At 74.6% G+C, this 19,472-nt stretch carries 17 protein-coding genes; 6 read left to right on the plus strand and 11 right to left on the minus strand.

What is annotated here, in order from left to right:
• Positions 1-13: 13 nt before the first annotated feature.
• From murG to mraZ, 9 genes are all read right to left on the minus strand, one after another.
• On the minus strand, positions 14-1,120 hold the full coding sequence (murG, locus tag D7223_RS03250) for an undecaprenyldiphospho-muramoylpentapeptide beta-N-acetylglucosaminyltransferase (RefSeq protein WP_120724588.1): 1,107 nt from the start codon (positions 1,118-1,120) through the stop codon (positions 14-16).
• Positions 1,120-2,544 carry an FtsW/RodA/SpoVE family cell cycle protein gene (locus D7223_RS03255; RefSeq protein WP_420330292.1) on the minus strand — a complete coding sequence of 475 codons (1,425 nt, stop codon included), beginning with the start codon at positions 2,542-2,544 and terminating at the stop codon, positions 1,120-1,122. Before D7223_RS03255 ends, murG begins: the two co-directional genes overlap by 1 nt.
• Positions 2,545-2,872: 328 nt before the next feature.
• The gene (mraY, locus tag D7223_RS03260; RefSeq protein ID WP_120724590.1) at positions 2,873-3,997 is read right to left on the minus strand and encodes a phospho-N-acetylmuramoyl-pentapeptide-transferase; all 1,125 of its coding nucleotides are present in this window, start codon (positions 3,995-3,997) and stop codon (positions 2,873-2,875) included.
• Positions 3,994-5,430: a UDP-N-acetylmuramoyl-tripeptide--D-alanyl-D-alanine ligase gene (locus D7223_RS03265; RefSeq protein ID WP_120724592.1), complete on the minus strand. Its 1,437-nt coding sequence runs from the start codon at positions 5,428-5,430 to the stop codon at positions 3,994-3,996. Before D7223_RS03265 ends, mraY begins: the two co-directional genes overlap by 4 nt.
• A complete protein-coding gene (locus tag D7223_RS03270; protein WP_238161523.1) occupies positions 5,427-6,989 on the minus strand; it encodes a UDP-N-acetylmuramoyl-L-alanyl-D-glutamate--2,6-diaminopimelate ligase in 1,563 nt (520 codons plus the stop codon). Before D7223_RS03270 ends, D7223_RS03265 begins: the two co-directional genes overlap by 4 nt.
• Before the next feature lie 52 nt (positions 6,990-7,041).
• Entirely contained in the window at positions 7,042-9,228 is a 2,187-nt protein-coding gene (locus D7223_RS03275; protein ID WP_120724596.1) for a peptidoglycan D,D-transpeptidase FtsI family protein, read from the minus strand.
• 4 nt (positions 9,229-9,232) lie between these two features.
• Complete coding sequence (gene ftsL / locus D7223_RS03280) at positions 9,233-9,835, minus strand: cell division protein FtsL (protein ID WP_120724598.1); 603 nt, start codon at positions 9,833-9,835, stop codon at positions 9,233-9,235.
• Positions 9,825-10,940: a 16S rRNA (cytosine(1402)-N(4))-methyltransferase RsmH gene (rsmH, locus tag D7223_RS03285; RefSeq protein WP_120725712.1), complete on the minus strand. Its 1,116-nt coding sequence runs from the start codon at positions 10,938-10,940 to the stop codon at positions 9,825-9,827. The genes ftsL and rsmH overlap by 11 nt, the downstream gene beginning before the upstream one ends.
• Positions 10,941-11,150: 210 nt before the next feature.
• Positions 11,151-11,582, minus strand: a complete 432-nt coding sequence (gene mraZ / locus D7223_RS03290; RefSeq protein WP_120724600.1) for a division/cell wall cluster transcriptional repressor MraZ — start codon at positions 11,580-11,582, stop codon at positions 11,151-11,153.
• Between the two features lie 356 nt (positions 11,583-11,938).
• On the opposite strand from mraZ, the gene D7223_RS03295 reads away from it, so the two are divergent.
• From D7223_RS03295 to D7223_RS03310, 4 genes are read left to right on the plus strand one after another with little or no spacing between them, the layout of a single operon-like run.
• Positions 11,939-13,186, plus strand: a complete 1,248-nt coding sequence (locus D7223_RS03295; RefSeq protein ID WP_120725714.1) for a MurT ligase domain-containing protein — start codon at positions 11,939-11,941, stop codon at positions 13,184-13,186.
• Positions 13,176-13,898 (plus strand): type 1 glutamine amidotransferase, encoded by a 723-nt coding sequence (locus D7223_RS03300; RefSeq protein ID WP_120724603.1) that lies wholly within the window; start codon positions 13,176-13,178, stop codon positions 13,896-13,898. The genes D7223_RS03295 and D7223_RS03300 overlap by 11 nt, the downstream gene beginning before the upstream one ends.
• Positions 13,895-14,608 (plus strand): TVP38/TMEM64 family protein, encoded by a 714-nt coding sequence (locus D7223_RS03305; protein WP_120724606.1) that lies wholly within the window; start codon positions 13,895-13,897, stop codon positions 14,606-14,608. Before D7223_RS03300 ends, D7223_RS03305 begins: the two co-directional genes overlap by 4 nt.
• A complete protein-coding gene (locus tag D7223_RS03310) occupies positions 14,608-15,414 on the plus strand; it encodes a phosphotransferase (protein ID WP_120724608.1) in 807 nt (268 codons plus the stop codon). The genes D7223_RS03305 and D7223_RS03310 overlap by 1 nt, the downstream gene beginning before the upstream one ends.
• 83 nt (positions 15,415-15,497) lie before the next feature.
• Here the strand turns inward: D7223_RS03310 and D7223_RS03315 are convergent, their stop codons facing one another.
• Both D7223_RS03315 and D7223_RS03320 read right to left on the minus strand, forming a co-directional pair.
• Complete coding sequence (locus tag D7223_RS03315; RefSeq protein ID WP_120724610.1) at positions 15,498-16,154, minus strand: response regulator; 657 nt, start codon at positions 16,152-16,154, stop codon at positions 15,498-15,500.
• The gene (locus D7223_RS03320; RefSeq protein WP_238161530.1) at positions 16,151-17,533 is read right to left on the minus strand and encodes a sensor histidine kinase; all 1,383 of its coding nucleotides are present in this window, start codon (positions 17,531-17,533) and stop codon (positions 16,151-16,153) included. Before D7223_RS03320 ends, D7223_RS03315 begins: the two co-directional genes overlap by 4 nt.
• A 132-nt stretch (positions 17,534-17,665) precedes the next feature.
• Here D7223_RS03320 and D7223_RS03325 point away from each other — a divergent pair, with 132 nt between their 5' ends.
• Entirely contained in the window at positions 17,666-18,601 is a 936-nt protein-coding gene (locus D7223_RS03325) for an ATP-binding cassette domain-containing protein (RefSeq protein WP_120725716.1), read from the plus strand.
• Positions 18,598-19,458 (plus strand): ABC transporter permease, encoded by an 861-nt coding sequence (locus D7223_RS03330; protein WP_120724612.1) that lies wholly within the window; start codon positions 18,598-18,600, stop codon positions 19,456-19,458. The genes D7223_RS03325 and D7223_RS03330 overlap by 4 nt, the downstream gene beginning before the upstream one ends.
• Positions 19,459-19,472 lie beyond the last annotated feature (14 nt).

Consider the following 19,472-nt stretch of genomic DNA (forward strand, 5'->3'; position numbering starts at 1 on the left):
GTGGGCGACGCGGTCATCGGGCCACCGCCTCGTAGACGTAGTTGAGCAGTGCCTCGTCGCCGTCGCGGCGGCCGTACGAGGCCGCGGCGGCACCCATCGCGTGCAGCCGGTGCGGGTCGCGGATCAGCGGGATGACGTTCCGCTCCACCCAGTCCGGGGTCACCTCGGCGTCGTCGACCAGCAGTCCGCCACCGGCCTCCACCACCGGCAGCGCGTTGCGCTTCTGCTCCTGGTTGCTGTGCGGGTACGGCACGTAGACCGTGGGCAGCCCGATCGCGGCCACCTCGGCGCAGGTCATCGCGCCACCCCGGCCGAGCATCAGGTCGGCCGCCGCGTAGCCCAGCTCCATCTCGGACAGGTAGGGCAGCGTCACGTACGGCACCGGCAGGTCGGTGGGCACCGGCACCGGCTCGTTGCGGGCGCCGATCACGTGCAGTACCTGCACGCCGTTGCGGGCCAGTTCCTTGGCCGCCCCGGCGACCGCCAGGTTGATCGACCGGGCCCCCTGCGAGCCGCCGGCGACGAAGAGCACCGGCAGGTCGGGGCGGAGTCCGAAGTGGGCGCGGGCGGCGTTGCGCGCCGCGTACCGGTCCAGGCCGGCGATGCCGCGCCGCAGCGGCACGCCGACCACCCGGGCCTCGCGCAGCGACTCGGCCTGGGCGGGCTGGTGCGGGAAGCCGACCGCGACGTGCTTGGTGAACTTCATGCCGAGCCGGTTGGCCACGCCCGGGGGCACGTTCACCTCGTGGATGACGATCGGCAGCTCGCGCCGCCACGCGGCCAGGTAGGCCGGCACCGAGACGTACCCGCCGAAGCCGACGACCACGTCGGCGCGTACCTCGTCGATGACCCTGCCCGCCGCGCGGGCCGCGGTCCACATCCGGCCCGGCGTGCGCACCAGGTTCATGTTGACCGAGCGGGGCAGCTGGTAGGCCGGGATGGTCCGCAGGTCGTAGCCCTGCGGTGGGATCAGCTCGTTCTCCAGGCCCCGGGGTGTGCCCAGGCAGGTGATCCGGACGCCGGGGTCGTGCCGGCGCAGGCAGTCGGCGAAGGCGAGCAGCGGGTAGATGTGCCCTCCCGTGCCACCTCCCGCGAGCACCACCGAACGCAGCGGACCCATCAACGTCTCCTCTCGTCCGCCGCCCCGCGTCGGCTCCGGTCACCCGGGACACCGCGCGGCACGGCCTGGTCGTCTCCGCGCCGCTCCCGTGCCCGGGGCACCGGCCCTCGGCCGGCGGGCGGCGTCGCCGGTCGGCGGCGCCGGCCGGGAAGCGGCGGCAACGGGGCCCACACTAGTCGGACCCACCGGGCCGGCGGACGGGCATGCAGGGCTCTGGCCGCATCGGGTTCGGCGCGGGCGAACGAGGCGAGCATGCCGACCGCGGCGAGCGTGACGACCAGGGCACTTCCGCCGTCGGAGATGAACGGCAGTGGCACGCCGGTCAGCGGCAGCAGCCCGATCACCCCACCGATGTTGATCACCGCCTGGCCGACCAGCCAGGCGGTCGCCGCGGCGGCGGCCAGCCGCCGGAACGGGTCGGCGACGCGGCGGGCGATGCGCAGACCGGTGTACGCGAGCACGGCGAACAGCGCGACCACCACGACGCACCCGACCAGGCCCAGTTCCTCGGCGATCACCGCGAAGATGAAGTCGTTCTCCGCCGCCGGCAACCGGCCCCACTTGAGGCTGCTCTTGCCCAGGCCGGTGCCGAACCAGCCGCCGTTCTCGATCGCGTACCGCGCCTGGGCCATCTGGTAGCACTGCCGGTCCCCGCACTCGTCCAGCGGAGGCGGGTCGACGAACATGGTCAACCGTTCCAACCGGTAGTTGTCCGCGCCCCGCTCGCCCGACCCGGCCCCGAGCGAGGCGACCGCCACCAACAGGCCGACGCCGATCAGACCGATCACGATCAGCGTGGCGAACACCCGCAGCCGCACCCCGGCCGCCCAGAGCAGGCCGACGACCAGCGCCAGCAGGCAGAGCATGGTGCCGAGGTCGTTGTAGCCGACCAGCACGAACAGCAGCCCGACCACCGGGAACAGCGGGGTGGCCAGCTCCCGCCACCAGCCCAGCTTGACGCCCTTGCGGGCGATCACGTCGGCGCCCCAGAGCACCAGGGCGAACTTGGCCAGCTCCGACGGTTGCATCTGGATCGGGCCCAGGTGCAGCCAGAGCTGTTCGGCGTAGAGCGGTCCGACCCCGTCGACGTCGGCGATCGACTGCACCGCGACCAGGGCGTTGAGCAGCAGCAGCAGCGCCACCGACACGCCGAGGGCCGGCCAGCCGACCACCCGGAACGTGCGGGCGGGCAGCCGCTGGCAGGCCCAGAACGCGACGATGCCGATCACCGCGAAGATCGTCTGCTTGGTCAGCGAGGTGGTGGCGCTGCCCCCCTGGGCGTAGTCCCGCACGCTGGTCACCGAGAAGACCATGGTCAGGCCGATCAGCAGCAGCAGACCGGCGCTGGCGAGCAGCAGGTAGTAGGAGGCCAGCGGACGGTCCAGCAACCCCCGCAGGGCGGCCAGCCCGCCCGCGGTGTCCAGGCCGCGCAGCGGCGCCGCGCCGCCGGGCTCCTCCGGCGCCCGCGCCGTTCCGGGTGACTCTCTGACCTCGATGCCGCGTTCCTCCCCCACACCGACATCATGGCCGCTGGCCGGCTCGCCCACCCCCGCAACGCCGTCCTCGGCGTGTCGTGCGGTGCAAGGAAGGGCCCCCTGTTAACGCCTGCGGTAGAGGAAGGGCCCCCTGTTAACAGCCGGCGGCGGCACCACCGGCGCGGCGGCGGCACCACCGACGCGGAAGTACGGCACCGCCCACGCGAGGCACGGCGGCGGGTGGGACCGCGCCGCCGTGCTCCGGGACGTAGACCGCTCAGCCGACGTTGGCGAGGAACTCGCTGTAGAACAGGCCCAGCGCGATGGCCACGCCGATGCCGGCGATGATCCAGAACCGCACCACGATGTTGACCTCGCTCCACCCGGCGAGTTCGAAGTGGTGCTGCAACGGGGACATCCGGAACACCCGCTTGCCGGTGGTCTTGAACGAGATGATCTGGATGACCACGGACATCGTGATGATCACGAAGAGGCCGCCGATGATCGGCAGCAGCATGATCGTCCGGGTGGACATCGCCATACCGGCGATCAGGCCGCCCAGGCCCAGCGCGCCGGTGTCGCCCATGAAGATCCGGGCCGGCGAGGTGTTCCACCAGAGGAACCCGACGCAGGCGCCGGCCGCCGCCCCGGCGATCAACGCGATCTCCAACGGGTCCCGCACCGTGTAGCAGTACGCCTCGGTGTAGTTCGGGTCTGCGCACCAGTGCCGGTACTGCCAGAAGGCGATCAGCGCGTACGCCGCCAGCACCATCACCGAGGCGCCGGTGGCCAGGCCGTCCAGGCCGTCGGTGAGGTTGACGCCGTTCGTCGCGGCCATCACCACGAAGATGAAGACGATCACCGCGCCGACCTTGGTCAGCTCCAGTGCCGGGATGTCCCGGATGAAGCTCAGCGTGGTGCTGCCCACCGTCTCGGTGTTGGTCGCCTGCCCGTCGGCGTCGGTCATGCTGCTCGGGAAGTAGAGCGCCACCACGCCGAAGACCGCGCCGACCAGGATCTGGCCGAGCAGCTTGGCCCGCGCGCTCAGGCCGCCGCTGTGCCGCTTGCGGACCTTCAGGAAGTCGTCGATGAAGCCGACCGCGCCGGAGAAGACCATCAGGCCCAGCAGCACCAACGCCGTGATGGTCGGCTCGACCTGGGCGATCTGCGCGTCCGGCAGGGTGGTCAGCGCGAGGTGACCGGCGACGTACGCGATGACGGTGGCCAGGATGAAGACCACCCCGCCCATCGTCGGCGTGCCCTTCTTGCCCATGTGCATCTGCGGGCCGTCGGTTCGGATCGGCTGACCGGCCTTGAGCCGGGTGAACACCTTGATCGCGATCGGGGTGCAGAACAGCGAGACCAGGAAGGCGACCCCGACGGCGACGATGACCGCCCTCACGCGACGTCCCCTCCGGTCACGACCGCGGTCTCCCCGGCACCCGCGGGCCCGACGGCGGCGTCGGCGCGCAGCGCGTCGGCCACCTCCCAGGTGCGGTACCGGGAGCCCTTCACCAGGACGACGTCGCCCGGCCGTAGCTCGTCCCGCAGCACCTCGACGGCCGCCGCCTGATCGGTGAGCAGCACCGACTCTCCTCCCCAGTCACCTACCGATGTCGCGCCCTCGTGGATCGGCGCCGCCGGTTCGCCCACCACGAGCAGCCGGTCGACACCCAGCTCGGCCACCAGCCGGCCGACCTCCACGTGCCCCTCGTGCTCGTACGGGCCCAGCTCGGCCATGTAGCCGAGCACCGCGACGGTACGCCGGTCCCGCCCGATGCCGGCCAGCGCCCGCAGCGCCACGGCCGTCGAGGCGGGGTTGGCGTTGTACGAGTCGTCGATCACGGTCACCCCGTCGACGCGTTCGAACACGTCCATCCGCCGGGTGGAGACCAGCCCCAACGCGCCCAGCGCGATCGCCAGCTCGGCCAGCGGCATGCCCAGTTCGCGGGCCACCGCCGCGGCGGCGAGGGTGTTGGAGACCTGGTGCCGCCCGGTCAGCCCGAGCCGCACCGGCGCGGTCCCCTCCGGCGTCACCAGCGTGTACGACGGCCGGCCCCGCTCGTCCAGCGTCACGTCCTCGGCGCGGATGTCGGCGTCGGCGGCCTCGCCGTACCGGACGATCCGGGCCCGGGTGCGGGTGGCCATCGCGGCGACCAGCGGGTCGTCGGCGTTGAGCACCGCCAGCCCGTCGGCCGGCAGGGCCTCGACCAGCTCGCCCTTGGCCAGCGCGATGCTCTCCCGGGACCCGAACTCGCCGATGTGCGCGACCCCGACGTTGAGCACCACCGAGATCCGGGGCGGCACCACGTCGCAGAGGTACCGCACGTGGCCGACCCCCCGGGCGCCCTTCTCCATGACCAGGTAGCGGGTCTCCGGTCCGGCCCGCAGGGCCGTCCACGGGTGCCCCAGCTCGTTGTTGAACGACCCGGGCGGCGCGACGGTCGGGCCGAGCCGGGCGGCGAGCTGGGCGATCAGGTCCTTGGTGGTGGTCTTGCCGGACGAGCCGGTCAGCCCGATCACGGTCAGCTCGGGCAGCCGGTCCACCACCGCCCGGGCCAGCCGGCCCATCGCGGCGAGCGCGTCGGCGACCAGCACCATCGGCACCCCGGGCACCTCGCGGGTGCCCAGCACGGCCACCGCGCCGGCGGACACCGACGCGGCGGCGTAGTCGTGGCCGTCGGCCTTCTCGCCGGCGAACGCCACGAACAGCGCCCCCGCGCCGACCTTCCGGGAGTCGAACTCGACCGTTCCGGTGACCCGCGCGTCCGGATCGGCGGCCACCAGCCGCCCGTCCACCGCGGCGGCCACCTCGGCCAGGGTCAGCGGGATCACCGGGCACCCGCCGGGTCGCCGAAGCGGGCCCGCAGGGCGCCGGCCAGCTCGGCGCGGTCGTCGAACGGGTGCACCTGGCCGGCGACCTCCTGGCCCTGCTCGTGGCCCTTGCCGAGGACCGCGACGACGTCTCCGGGGGCGGCCAGCCGGACGGCCTCGGCGATCGCGGCCCGGCGCCCGTCCACCTCGACGATCCGGGTGTCCGCGTCGGCGCCGTACGCACCGGCGAGCACCTCGGCGCGGATCGCCGCCGGGTCCTCGGTGCGCGGGTTGTCGTCGGTCACCAGCACCACGTCCGCTCCCTCCGCCGCCGCCGCGCCCATCAGCGGCCGCTTGCCCCGGTCCCGGTCACCGCCGGCGCCGATCACGCAGATCACCCGGCCCGGGCTGAACTCGCGCAGCGCGGCCAGCACGGCCACCACCGCGTCGGTCTTGTGCGCGTAGTCCACGACACCGCGGACCGGGCCGGGGGCGTCGACGAGTTCCAGCCGGCCGGGCACCCCGCCGCAGGCGGCCACCCCGGCCACCGCGGTCTTCGGGTCCACCCCGGCGCCGGTCAGCAGGGCCACCGCGAGCAGCGCGTTGGCCACGTTGTGCCGGCCGGGCAGCGCCACGCCGGCGGGCAGGGTCAGCCCGTCCGGGCCGTGCAGGGTGAAGCGCTGGGCGTACCCCTCGCCGTCGATCTCGTCGGCCCACCAGGTGGCAGCCGGATCGCCGGCCGCCGAGTAGGTCACTGTCGCGGGCCGGCGCAGCGGCACCAGCGCCGGGTCGTCGTGGTTGAGCACCTCCACGGCGCAGCGCCCGTCGAACAGCTTCGCCTTCGCGGCGAAGTAGTCGGCCGAGTCGGCGTGGAAGTCGAGGTGGTCGGAGCCGAAGTTGGTGTAGCCGCCGACGGCGAACCGGACGCCGCCGACCCGCCCCATCGCCAGGGCGTGGCTGGACACCTCCATGACCACCGCGTCCACGCCCCGCTCCCGGGCGGCGGCGAGCATCGCGTGCAGGTCGGTGGCCTCCGGGGTGGTGCGGACGCTGTCCACCACCAGGTCGCCGAGGCGGGTCTCGACGGTGCCGATCAGGCCGGTGGTGTGGCCGGCCGCGCGCAGGCCGGACTCGACCAGGTAGGCGGTGGACGTCTTGCCCGCGGTGCCGGTCACCCCGATCACCGTCAGGTCCGCCGTGGGGTCGCCGTAGACGGCGGAGGCGAGGTCGCCGAGGACCGCGCGCGGGTCGTCCACCACCAGGGCGGGCAGGCCGGCCTCGGCCACCGCCGGGGCGCCGGCCGGGTCGGTCAGGGCGGCCACCGCGCCGGCCCGTGCCGCGCCGGCGGCGAACTCCGCGCCGTGCCGGCGGGCGCCGGGCAGCGCCGCGTACAGGTCGCCGTGGCGGACCTCCTGGCTGGCGTGGGTCACCCCGGTCACCACCGGTCCGACGGCGTCCGCCGGGGGTGGCACGGCGAGCCGGGCGGCGAGGTCGCCGAGCCGGATGCCGATCGCGGTACGGGGACGAGGATTGCCGGGCACGGCGTCAGACCCTACCCGGTCGTCCGGTTCGCGCCGCACAGCCGCCCCGGTGGTTCGTCCGCACTCACCGATCATGTCGCGCCGGCCCGGCTCAGCGCGCGAAGACCTCGAACTTCGGCGCGGCGGCACTCGACGGAGGCACCTGGTTCTTCCGCAGGGTGAACTGCATCATGTCCCGGAAGGCGGGCGCCGCGATGTCCCCGCCCCCGCCAGCGGGGGTGTGTGCGAAGACCGCGACGACGTACCGGGGCTTCTCCGCCGGGGCCATGCCGATGAACGACGCCACCTGACCGGGCTGCTTCTGCCCGTCGACCAGCCGCCAGCCGGTGCCGGTCTTGCCGGCCACCCGGTAGCCGGGGATCGCCGCGGCGAGGCCGGTGGCGTGCTCGACGGTGGTCACCGCCTCCAGGACGGTGCGCAGGTCGGCGGCGGTGTCCGGGCTGAGCACCGAGCGGGTCTCCGGCGACTCCGGCTTGGTGCGCCGTCCGTCCGGCCCGATGATCTCCTGGATCAGGTGCGGCTGCACGTACTTCCCGTCGTTGGCGATGGTGGCGTACGCCGCGGCCATCTGCAGGGGCGTGGCGTCCACGCTGTGCCCGATCGGCACCGACCCGTACGCCGAGTCGCTCCACTCCTCGGCGGGCAGCAGCCGGCCGCTGGCCTCGCCGGGCATGCCGACCCCGGTGGGTTCGCCGAGCCCGAACCGCTTCTGGTAGTCGATCAGCCGCTCCTTGCCGAGCCGCTCGGCGATGGCGATCGTGCCCACGTTCGACGAGTACGCCATCATCCCGGGCAGGGTCATCCGCCTGCCGTCGGCCGGGTGCGTGTCGGAGAACTCGTAGCCGCCCCTGACCACCACGTTCGGCACCGGGATCGTGGTGTCCTTGGTGATCACGCCCTCCTGGAGGGCGGCGCCGAAGGTGATCGCCTTGTGCACCGAGCCGGGGTCGACGACGAAGCTGGTGGCGGCGTCCTCCCGGTCGGTGGGGTCGCTCGGCAGCGGGTTGGCCGCGTTGTAGGTGGGGTGGCTGGCCTGGGCGAGGACCTCCCCGGTGGCGACGTCGATCGCGATGGCCGCTCCGGTGCTCCCCTTCACCTCCGACATCCGCCGGGCCAGCATCACCTGGAACATGTACTGCAGGTCGCGGTCGATGGTCAGTTGCAGGGAGCTGCCCGGCTTGGCCTTCGTGGTCTCGCTCCAGCCGCCCGGGATCGGCGCGGCCAGATCGCCCAGGCCGACCTCGTACCGGCGTTGGCCGTCCTCGCCGGCCAGCAGGTCGTCGTAGCGGGCCTCCAGCCCCTCCAGCCCGTTCATCTCCTGGCTGGTGAAACCGATCAGGTTCGCGGCCAGGTCGTGACCGGGCACCTCGCGCCGCTCGTCGCGGTGGGTGTTGATGCCGGGCAGTTCCAGGGCCATCACCTTGCGGGCCTGGGTGATGTCGACCCCCCGGGCCAGGTACTCGAACTCGGAGTCGTTGCCGTTGGGACGCTTGCGCGGCTGCATCCGCTCGGCCAGCTCCGACTCGGGGACGCCGAGCAGCGGGGACAGCGCCTTCGCGGTGGCCGGCACGTCGGTGATCTGGGTCGGGTCGGCGTAGACGTACCGCGCCTCGACGCTGTGCGCCAGCGGCGCGCCGGACCGGTCGTAGATCGCCCCGCGTGGCGCCGGCAGGGTCACCGTGCGCAGCCGGTCGGCGAGGCCCGCGTCGGCGTACGCCGGTGCCTCCACGGCCTGCAGGGCGACCAGCCGGATGCCGATCACGGCGAACAGCGCCAGGGTCAGCATCGTCCCCAGCCGCAGCCGGCGACGCGGGTCGGCCAGCCGCGGCGGCTTCGGCGGCTTGCGCGACGGTCGCCGCGCGGCCGGCCGCTCCGGGCGGCGTGCGGCCGGGCGCCGTCGGGGCGGTGGCGGGTCGCCGGTGCCCGGGGTGCGGGCCTGGACGGTACGCACGACGCCGCCCCGGGCCGGCGCGCCGTCGCGCCGGCCGGCCCGGCTGCCGGCGCGACCGCCGTCGAGCACCTGGAGCGCCGGCCGGAACGGGTCGCCGGAACGGGTGCTGCGGGGGGTACGCCGCTGCTCGCCCCGGGCCGCCGGCTCCTCCCGTCCGCCACCCTCGCGGATGCTGCGTCCCCGGGGGGTGTAGGCGCGGGCGTCGGAGATGCCGCCGACGCCCGGCTCACCGGAGCGCGGTTCACCGCTCCGGCCACCGGTGGCCCGGGACGAGCCGCGCCGGGAGCCCGTCGGGTCCCGGCGCGGTTCCTCCGATCTCGGCGGCACCGGCTCAGCCTCCCGCGCCCTGCTGGCTGGTCACCGACGGCTGGCCGGTGGCCGGCCGCGGCACCCCGATCGTCTTGCCGTCCGGCAGCCGGATGTAGGCCGGGTCGCCGGACTCGACCAGACCCAGCTTGCGCGCCTCGGCGATCAGGTTGCCCGGCGCCTTGGCCTCCTCGACCTCCTTGTTCAGCTGCTGCTGCTCCAGGTCCAGCTTGGCCTGCTGCTGCTGGAGCCGCTCCAGCCGGAAGGCGTTCTCGTTGATCTTCGTGTTGACCAGCAGGATGCCCAGCACCCCCCCGACCACGAGCGTCACGATCAGCGCGGCGAACGGCGCCCGGGGCACCGACACCGGCGCCGGCGGGGCGACCCGCAGCCGCGGCCGGCGGGCCGGCGCGGCGGTCGCGGCGACCCGCTCGGCCGGCCGCAGCGCGGCGCTGCCCTGGGTCGGAAACTCGCGCGCCCCCCGGCCGCGAGTGTCCCCCGTCCGGTCCGCCCGTGACGTTCCCGTGCCGATGCGCGTGGCCCGCTCTGCCGCGATCCGGCCCCCCGATCGCGGTGCGCGCTGCCCGCCGCCGGTCACGTCCCGGCGGTCGCGCTTGTCAATAGTCATGTCCCTCCCCCTCTTCGTCCGTCCCTGTCCCATCCCCCGGTGTCGGGTGTGGATCTTTACCAGTCCCCCCCGACACCGTCCCCGGTTGGTGCATCGCCCTGACCCGTCGGCGGTACCGTTCGCGGTCGGTACGCCCCTGTTCCGGTGCGTCCGGGTCAAGCCGGACCGCTGCCCGCAGCCGGACCGAGGCGGCCCGCGGGTTCGCCGCGACCTCCGCCTCCCCGGGCAGCTCGGCGCCCCGACTGAGCAGCCGGAACGTCGGGCCGGACCCGGGCAGCTCGACCGGGAGGTCGACCGGGCCCTTGCTGCGGACCCGGTCGGCCAGGGCGGCCTTGGTGAGCCTGTCCTCCAGCGAGTGGTAGGACAGGACCACCATGCGGCCCCCCACGGCGAGCGCGTCCAGCGCGGCCGGCAGCGCCGTCTCCAGCGCTGCCAGTTCTCTGTTTACCTCGATCCGTAAAGCCTGAAACGTTCTCTTTGCCGGGTGCCCCCCGGTTCGTCGGGCCGGCGCCGGAATCGACTCCCGGACCAGCTCCGCGAGCCGCGCCGAGGACGTGATCCGCCCCCGCTCGCGCTCCCGGATGATCGCCGAGGCGATCCGGCCGGCGAACTTCTCCTCGCCGTAGACCCGCAGCAACCGGGCCAGGTCCGGATGCGGATAGGTGTTGACCACCTCCTCGGCGGTCACCCCCCGGGTCTGGTCCATCCGCATGTCCAGCGGGGCGTCCTGCGCGTAGGCGAACCCGCGGTCGGGTGCGTCGAGCTGGAGCGAGGAGACGCCCAGGTCGAACAGGATCCCGTCGATGCCCGGGTAACCGAGCCGGTCGAGCACCTCCGGGAGCTCGTCGTAGACGGCGTGCTCCAGGTGGATCCGGTCCGCGAACGGCGCCAACCGGGCCCGCGCGTGGGCCAGCGCCTCGGTGTCGCGGTCGAGCCCGATCAGCACGGTGTGCGGGTGGGCCCGCAGCACCGCCTCGGCGTGCCCGCCCAGGCCCAGCGTCGCGTCGACGTGCACCGTCCGGCCGCCCCGGTCCAGCGCGGGGGCCAGCAGCTCGAGACACCGCTCGAGCAGCACCGGCACGTGCGTGCCGCGTAGCTCCCCCATGTCGACCCCCACCGTTGAATCCCTGTTTTCTCTGTCGCGCCTGTCGATCGGACGACGCCGTGCCGTCGTACCGCCAGATCCCCATCCGCTCCCCGCCCGGTCCCCCGGCCACCGCCGGAGGAGTCGGATCGTGCCCCTGGCACCGGGGAAGGGGTGCCAGGAACGCGAAAGCGGCTGGAGATCTCGCAGTACGTCGGGCGCCGTCACGCCCTACAGACCGCCGGGCAGCACCCCCTCCTCGATGTCGGCGAAGTCGTCTTCGCTCTCCGCGAGGTAGGTCTCCCAGGCGACCTTGTCCCAGATCTCCACCCGGGTGCTGGCACCGATCACCACCAGCTCCCGGTCGAGGGCCGCGTAGGTCCGCAGATGCGCGGGAATGGTCACCCGACCCTGCTTGTCCGGCACCTCGTCGTGCGCGCTGGCGAAGAAGACCCGGCTGTAGGCCCGGGCCGCCTTGTGCGTCATCGGCTGCGCGCGCAACTGGTCCGCAATCCGCTGGAACTCCGGTGTCGGGAAGACGTAGAGACAGCGATCCTGCCCTTTGGTTATCACGACACCCCCCGCCAGCTCGTCCCGGAACTTCGCCGGAAGGATCAACCGGCCCTTGTCGTCGAGACGCGGAGTGTGGGTGCCGAGAAACACGGCCCAACCCCCTCGCCCCTGAACGGCGTTCGCGGCGCCGCTGACCCCCCGGGCCGGTGGGGCCCTCCCGGCCTCACCATCGCGCCCCACTCTACTCCACTTCCCTCCACCCGCAACCAGAATCGCCCGCGTGGCGCGCCGTTCGCGCGACCAAAACAGCACGTCAGTGCGGGTGGAGCGGAGTGGAGGGCGGGAGCGCCCGCCCGGCCAGGTCCGCTTTCCGACATTGATCGACTCCGCCCGGCCGATGCCATCCGGTCCCGGGGGTGGGTACGCCCCGACCGAACGGATCGCACTCGGCGGCGATCTGGTGGGCTCGCTGGTCCGGTAACCTCGCTCGCGTGACGGACGCGAAGATGCCCCTGCGGGCAAAGGTGGCCAGCTCGGTGTCGCGGACCGCCGCGGCGCTGTCCCGGGCCGCCGGCCGGGGCGACGGATCGGTGATCGGTGGCTGGATCGGCCTGAAGATCGACCCGGACCTGCTCGCCCACCTGTCGGCCGGACGCGCGATCGCGCTGATCTCCGGCACCAACGGCAAGACCACCACCACCCGGCTGACCGCCGCCGCCGTCGGCGTGCTCGGCCGGGTCGCCACCAACTCCTTCGGCGCCAACATGCCCACCGGTCACACCTCGGCACTGGCCAAGGCCGGCAGCACGCCGTACGCGGTGCTGGAGGTGGACGAGCACTACCTCGCCCAGGTGCTGGAGGCCACCGAGCCGCACGTGGTGGCGCTGCTCAACCTCTCCCGCGACCAGCTCGACCGGGCCAAGGAGGTCGCCATGATGGCGCAGCTCTGGCGCGCCGCGCTGGTCCGGCACACCGAGGTCCGCGTCGTCGCCAACGCCGACGACCCGATGGTCGTCTGGGCGGCCACCCCGCCACCCAACCACGACCACCGCATCTCACCGCCGCACGTCACCTGGTTCAGCGCCGGGCAGCGTTGGCACGACGACTCCTGGGTCTGCCCCGAGTGCGGCTCGACGATCGAGCGCAACGGCGAGCAGTGGTGGTGCACCGGCTGCCCGCTGCGCCGGCCGGAACCGCACTGGACGGTCGAGGACGACGGCGTGGTCGACCCGACCGGGGCCTGGCACAAGGTGACGCTCTCCCTGCCCGGCAAGGTCAACCTCGGCAACGCCGCGACCGCGCTGGCCGTCGCCGCCGAGTTCGGGGTCCGCCCGGTCGACGCCGTGCTCAAGCTGGGCAGCGTCACCTCGGTCGCCGGGCGTTACGCGCAGGTGGACCGGGACGGACGCAACATCCGGTTGCTGCTGGCCAAGAACCCGGCCAGCTGGCTGGAGGCGTTCGACATGGCCGACGAGGCCCCCACGCTGCTCTCCATCAACGCGCGCGACCCCGACGGCCTGGACACCTCCTGGCTCTTCGACGTCGACTTCTCCCCGCTGCGCGGCCGGCAGGTGCTCATCACCGGCGACCGCGCCTTCGACCTCGCGGTGCGTCTGGACGTCAACGGCGTGCCTTTCCAACACGTGCGGACGTTCGACGAGGCCGTCCGGGGCGTACCGCCGGGCCGGCTGGAGGTCATCGCGAACTACACCGCGTTCCAGGACATCCGAGCGGAGTTGGACCGTGTCAACTGAGAGCCTGCGCATCGTCTGGATCTACCCCGACCTGCTGTCCACCTACGGCGACCGGGGCAACATGCTGATCCTCGCCCGCCGGGCGCAGCAGCGCGGACTGCCCGTCGAGGTGCTGGAGGTCCGCTCCGACCAGCGCGTGCCGGCCAGTGCCGACATCTACCTCATCGGCGGCGGCGAGGACGGTCCGCAGGCGCTCGGCGCGCAGCGACTCCTCGCCGACGGGGGCCTGCACCGCGCGGTCGCCCAGGGTTCGGTGGTGTTCGGCGTCTGCGCCGGCTACCAACTGCTCGGCACCTCGTTCTTCGCCAAGGGCACCCGTTGTACCGGCCTGGAGCTGCTCGACCTCTCCTCCGACCGCGGCCCCACCCGGGCCGTCGGCGAACTGGCCGGCGACGTGGACCCGCGGCTGGGCATCCCCGCGCTGTCCGGCTTCGAGAACCACGGTGGCCGTACCCACCTCGGACCGGGGGTCGCCCCGCTGGCCCGGGTGACCGCCGGGGTCGGCAACGACGGCGCCACCGAGGGAGCGTGGCGGGGCAAGTTGCTCGGCACCTACTCGCACGGGCCGGCGCTGGCGCGCAACCCGGCGCTGGCCGACCTGCTGCTGCGGTGGGCCACCGGCGTGCACCAGCTGCCACCGCTGGACGACACCTGGTCCGACCGGCTCCGTGCCGAGCGCCGCGCCTCGGTGGCCGCCGCCGCCCGGCCGTGATCCGCGCCGTCCGGCGGCTCCTTCCCCGGCCGCCGGTCGTCCGGCGGCTGCTGCGGGACCCGTCGGCCGTACGCTTCGCACTGCTCCTGCTCCTGCTCGCGGTCCTCACGCCGGTCGCGCTGCTCGCGCCCCGGCCGGCCCTGGCGGACCTGCCGGCGCACGCCGACCGTCTCGGCGGGTACGCCCCGGTCGCGGCGATCGTCGGCGGCGCGGTGCTGCTGGTCGCACTGGTGCCCCGGACCTTCGTCACCCTCGCCTCCGGTGCGCTGTTCGGCGCGCTGGAGGGTGCCGCGTACGCCCTCGGCGCCGCGCTGCTGGCGGCGGCCGTCGGCTTCACGGTGGGTCGGCTGCTCGGGCGGGAGTTCGTCGCCGAGCGGGTCCGGGGCCGGCTGGCCCGGCTGGACGGCTGGTTCGCCCGGCAGAGCGTGCTCGGCGTGATCACCGTACGGCTGCTGCCGATCGCCGGCTTCGGCCTGGTCAGTTACGGCTACGGCACCACCGGCGCCCGGGTGCTGCCGTTCCTCGCCGGCAGCGTGCTCGCCTCCGCCCCGACCGCGTTCGGCTACGCCGCGGTGGGTGCCGCGGTCACCTCCCCCGGCGACGTGAACTGGCTCGCCGCCGCGCCCGCCGGGCTCGGGCTGATCGCCAGCGTGGTGCTGATCCGCCGCTGGTGGCTCGCCGAACGCCAGCGCCGCCTCGGCCCCACCTGATGTCGGCCGAGCAGCGGTTGCCGGGCGGCTTCGTCAGCGAGGTCTTCCGGGCCGGCGACACCGTTCGGCGTACCCCCGGACCGCACACCGCCCGGGTCGCGGCGCTGCTGCGCCACCTGGAGCGGGTGGGCGCGGACGTCGCGCCCCATCACCTCGGGTACGACGAGCGCGGCCGGGAGGTGCTCAGCCACGTCGACGGCCGGGTGCCCTGGCGGGACCGCGAGGACCCGGGCTTCTTCGCCGATCCGGCCCTGGCCCGGCTGGCGGCGTTGATCCGGCGGCTGCACGACGCCTGCGCCGGCACCCCGCTGGCCGGCGACGCCGAGACGGTCTGCCACCACGACCTGTCGCCGAAGAACACGGTGTACCGGGACTCCCCCGCCGGTCCGCTGCCGGTGGCGTTCCTCGACTGGGACCTCGCCCGGCCGGGCCGGCGGATCGACGACGTGGCGTTCGCCGCGTGGCACTGGGCACCGCTGGGGCCGGACGCCGACCCGGCCGAGCTGGGCCGGCGGGCGCGGCTGCTCTGCGACGCGTACGACGCCGCCGACGCCGACTCGCCACCCCGCCGCTCCGGCGCCGGCCGGGTCGACGGGCCCGGTGTCCCTCCGCTGCCCCGCGCCGAGCTGGTGGACGTTGCCCTCGACCAGCTCGACAGCACGTGGCGCGGCATCGAGGCGGGTGCGCGGCGCGGCGAGGGCGCGATGCGCCACCTGGCGGCGGCTGGTGTACCCCCGCTGATCCGCACCTGGCACGACTGGCTGCTCGCCCGCCGCGCCACCGTGGACACCGCCCTGCACGCCTGACCCACGCCCCGCGCCCCGCGCCCGCAGTTCCGGGGAACCACCGCGCGGTCGTGGGCGGTGCGGGTGCGATGGATGTGGGTGGGTCAGCGGGGTGGGCCGACCAGGGCGGCCTCGTAGGCGGCGATGACCAGGTGCACCCGGTCCCGGGCGCCGAGCTTGGTGAAGAGCCTCGCCACGTGCGCCTTGGCGGTGGCGGCGCTGATGTGCAGCTCGGCCGCGATCTCGCCGTTGGACAGACCCCGGCCGACCAGGGTCAGCACCTCCCGTTCGCGGTCGGTGACACCGGGCAGGGCGCGGGCCCGGACGGCCGCCTCGGGCCGGCGGGTGAACTCGGCGATCAACCGCCGCGTGACGGCCGGTGCGATGAGCGCGTCCCCGCCGGCCACCACCCGGACCGCGCCGAGGATGTCGTCCAGGGCCATGTCCTTGACCAGAAAACCGCTGGCGCCGGCGCGCAGGGCGGCGTGCACGTGCTCGTCGTCGTCGAACGTGGTGAGCACCAGGACCCGGGTCGGGCCGCCCGCCGCGGTGATCGCCCGGGTGGCCTGGATTCCGTCGGTTCCCGGCATCCGCAGGTCCATCAGCACCACGTCCGGGGCGACCTCGCGGACCAGCCGGACGGCCTCGGCGCCGGTGCCGGCCTCGCCCACGACCTCGATGTCGGGCGCGTCCGCGATCAACACGCGCAGGCCGGCCCGGACCAGGGGCTGGTCGTCGGCGAGCACCACCCGGACGGTCACCGCTCCACCCCCGGCGCCTCGGCGCGGTCCGCCACCGGCACGACCACGCCGTCCGCCACCGGCACGACCACGCCGTCCGCCACCGGCACGACCACGCCGTCCGTCCCCGGCACGACCACGCCGTCGGCTGTCGGGCCCGTCCGCGACGGAGTCGGCCGGGCGGGCATCGGGTCCGCACCCGACGGGCGGTCGGCCGGGAGGACGTCCGGCGGCACCGGAAGCCGGGCCGCCACCCGGAAGCCGCCCGCCGGCTGTGGTCCGGCCGTGAACCGGCCGCCGAGCAGCGCGACCCGTTCGCGCATGCCGACCAGGCCGTGCCCCTCGCCGCCGACCGGGCCGCCCCGGCCCCCGTCGACGACCTCCACGCTCACCTCGTCGGGGCGACGGGACACGGTCACCCGGCAGTGCCCGGTGCCCGCGTGTCGGACCACGTTGGTGAGCGACTCCTGCACGATCCGGTAGGCGGCCAGGTCCACCTCGGTGGGGATCGGCCCCGGCGCGCCGTCGCACCGCAGGTCGACGCGCAGCCCGGCGTCGCCGGCCGCGGCGACCAGCCGGTCGAGGTCCGCCAGTCCCGGCGTGGGTTCCAGCGGCGCGGCCTCCTGCTCCGGCCGGCGCAGGGCGCGCAGCGTACGCCGGAGCCCGGCGAGTGTCTCCCGACTGGTGGCCTCGATGGTGGCGAGCGCGGCGCGGGCCTCGGCGGGTTGGGTGTCGATGACCCGTGCCCCGACGCCGGCCTGAATGGCGATCACACCGATGCTGTGCGCGACCTGGTCGTGCAGTTCGCGGGCGATGCGCAGCCGTTCGGCGGTGACCGCCTCGGCCGCCGCGTGCGACCGCAGGGACGCCGCGTAGCGACGGCGGGTCCGGACCGAGTTGCCGACGGTCCAGGCGGTGGCGACGCCCAGCACGGAGAGGGTGGCCCGGTCCAGCGGGTCGAACCCGGTGTTCAGGAAGCTGGCGGCGATCTGGACCAGGAGCACCATCCCGGCGGCGGTCACCGAGATCCGCCGGGAGCGGGTGCCGGCGACCACGCCGACGGCGATGTCCACGGCCGCGAACTGGAGGTGGAAGACGTCGTCGTCGTAGCCGACGTCCCCGCCGTGGACCGTCCCGGCGGCCAGCGCCGCGCCGGCCAGCATCAGGCCGAGCGCGGTCAGCGGGTGGCGCCGCAGCAGCAGCGCGGGCAGCGCGACGACCAGCGCCGGCACCAGGTACCGCTCCGGCAGCCACCACCCCGCAACGCCGAGACCGGCACCGCTGTGCGCGGCGACCGTGGCATAGAACCAGAGGACGGGCAGGACGGCGATCAGCGCACCGACCGGCGCCAGCCGCAGCGTCGCCGCGAGAGCGGTCCGCGGCGACGGGGCGTTCTCCATGCGCCCACCGTAGCCAGCCGGGCCGCGCGCGGTCATCGGCCCGGAGGCGTACGCCCGGGGGCTGACCCGCCGCCGGCGGTTGTGGCCGGCGGGGCGACGATCCGGCGGCGGCCCACGGGCAGCGTGGTCGGCATGATCGCACTGAACGCCCTGACCAAGCGGTACGGCCGCACGACCGCGGTCGACGACCTGACACTGACCGTGCGACCCGGTCACGTCACCGGGTTCCTCGGCCCGAACGGCGCCGGTAAGTCCACCACCCTGCGGATCATCCTCGGTCTCACCGCGCCGACCAGCGGCAGCGCCACGGTCGACGGGGTGCGGTTCCGCGACCACCCGCGCGGGCTGCACCACGCCGGTGCCCTGCTCGACGCCGGTGACGTGCACGGCGGGCGCAACGCCCGGGCGCACCTGAGTGCGCTGGCCCGCAGCAACGACATCGGTCGCGGCCGGGTCGAGGAGGTGCTGCGCGAGGTGGGCCTGGCGGCCGTCGCGGGACGGCGGATCGGCGGGTACTCCCTGGGCATGCGGCAGCGCCTCGGCATCGCCGCCGCGCTGCTGGGCGACCCGCCGGTGCTGCTGTTCGACGAGCCCTTCAACGGCCTCGACCCGGCGGGCGTGCGCTGGGCTCGCGACCTGCTGCGGCGGCTGGCCGCGCAGGGCCGGACGGTCTTCGTGTCCAGTCACCTGATGAGCGAGATGGAGCACTGCGCGGACCGGCTGGTGGTGCTCGGCCGGGGCCGGCTGGTGGCCGAGGAGAGCCTGGCCGCGTTCGCCGCCCGCGGCGGCCGCGCCGACGTGGCCGTCCGCACGCCGGACCCGGCCGCACTGGCCGCGGTGCTCACCGCCGAGGGCGCGGGCGTACGCCGGGAGGACGGCGGACTGCTCGCGGTCACCGGGTTGGCCGCCGACCGGATCGGCGACCTCGCCCTGGCCCACGGGCTCCCGCTGCACGAGTTGACCACCCGTACCGCCTCACTGGAGGAGGCCTTCATGGACCTGACCGCCGACAGCGTCGAGTACGGCGGCCGGCCGGCCGCCCCCGTTGCCGCCGGGGAGCAGCGGTGACCCCGGCGACCGGCCGGGCCGCCGGGGTCGGAACGGAAGGGACCGGCACGACCGGTGCCCCGGTCCGCTTCCGCGACCTGGTCGCCGCCGAGCGGATCAAAATGTGGTCGCTGCGCTCCACCTGGTGGGCGCTCGGGTTGATCCTGGTCTCGATGGTCGGCCTGGCCGCGTACGCGGCGCTGGCCACCACCGACGGTTGGGCCGGGTGGTCGCCGGAGCAGCGGTCCCTGCACTCGCCCCTGGGCGACGCCTTCCCGGACGAGGCGCAGCTCTTCGTCATCCTGGCGGCGAGCGCCGTCGGGACGGTCGCGGTCGGCGGCGAGTACGCCAGTGGGCTGTTCCGCGGCACCTTCGCCGCGGTGCCCCACCGGGGTGCGGTGGCCGCCGCGAAGGTCCTGGTGCTCGCCACGGTGACGACCGCCGTCGGCGTGCTCGGCGCGGCGGCCGCGTTCACCGTCGCGCAGGTGATCCTCACCGACGTGGGCGCGCAGATGTCCGTCACCGACCCGGGCGCACTGCGCGGGATCACCGCGTCGGCCCTGCTGGTACCCCTGTCCGCGCTGATCGGCACGGCGGTGGCCGCGCTGGTCCGGCACTCCGCACCGGCGATCGTCGCCGCGACCGCCCTGCTGCTCCTTCTGCCGACCGCCCTGGACGAGGACGAACGGTGGACGGCGATGCTCCGGCACGCGATGCCGGTGGCCGCCTGGCAGCGCCTGATGGAGACCGGAGAACCGCCACCCTGGATCAGCCTGCCGTACCGCGCCACGGTCGGGGGCGCCTGGGGCACCTACGCGGGGTGGACGCTGGTGGCCGCCCTGCTCACGGTCGCGGCGATCCACCGCCACGACCCCTGACCACTCCCCACTGA

Source organism: Micromonospora endolithica, assembly GCF_003626595.1.
Taxonomy (GTDB): Bacteria; Actinomycetota; Actinomycetes; order Mycobacteriales; family Micromonosporaceae; genus Micromonospora; species Micromonospora endolithica.

Coding starts and splice junctions, on each gene's coding strand:
- D7223_RS03295 (WP_120725714.1), top strand. CDS start 11,939: ATGCCCCTGCGGGCAAAGGTGGCCAGCTCGGTGTCGCGGACCGCCGCG.
- D7223_RS03310 (WP_120724608.1), top strand. CDS start 14,608: ATGTCGGCCGAGCAGCGGTTGCCGGGCGGCTTCGTCAGCGAGGTCTTC.
- murG (WP_120724588.1), bottom strand. CDS start 1,120: ATGGGTCCGCTGCGTTCGGTGGTGCTCGCGGGAGGTGGCACGGGAGGG.
- D7223_RS03325 (WP_120725716.1), top strand. CDS start 17,666: ATGATCGCACTGAACGCCCTGACCAAGCGGTACGGCCGCACGACCGCG.
- rsmH (WP_120725712.1), bottom strand. CDS start 10,940: ATGGGGGAGCTACGCGGCACGCACGTGCCGGTGCTGCTCGAGCGGTGT.
- ftsL (WP_120724598.1), bottom strand. CDS start 9,835: ATGACTATTGACAAGCGCGACCGCCGGGACGTGACCGGCGGCGGGCAG.
- D7223_RS03320 (WP_238161530.1), bottom strand. CDS start 17,533: ATGGAGAACGCCCCGTCGCCGCGGACCGCTCTCGCGGCGACGCTGCGG.